2 tRNA genes are annotated in these 277 nt (G+C 50.9%); both read left to right on the forward strand.

Annotation, left to right across the window (positions count from 1 at the left end):
- The first annotated feature begins 78 nt into the window (after positions 1-78).
- Positions 79-154, forward strand: a tRNA-Val gene (locus tag HMPREF2750_RS00260).
- Between the two features lie 44 nt (positions 155-198).
- A tRNA-Val gene (locus tag HMPREF2750_RS00265) sits at positions 199-274 on the forward strand.
- The last annotated feature ends 3 nt before the right edge of the window (positions 275-277 follow it).

Genomic DNA, 277 nt, shown 5'->3' on the forward strand with positions numbered 1-277 from the left:
GTCACTGGTTCGAGACCGGTATCGCCCACCACTTAATTTTAGTGTTTAAATAAATCCGAATACCTTTTCAGGTGCATCGGGCGATTAGCTCAGTTGGGAGAGCACCTCCCTTACAAGGAGGGGGTCACTGGTTCGAGACCGGTATCGCCCACCACTTTTTCCAAAGTTGGCTTTAATGTTGTAAAAGTTTGACCAAGCGGGCGATTAGCTCAGTTGGGAGAGCACCTCCCTTACAAGGAGGGGGTCACTGGTTCGAGACCGGTATCGCCCACCACTT

It is taken from the genome of Haemophilus sp. HMSC066D02 (genome assembly GCF_001810545.1).
Classification (GTDB): domain Bacteria; phylum Pseudomonadota; class Gammaproteobacteria; order Enterobacterales; family Pasteurellaceae; genus Haemophilus_D.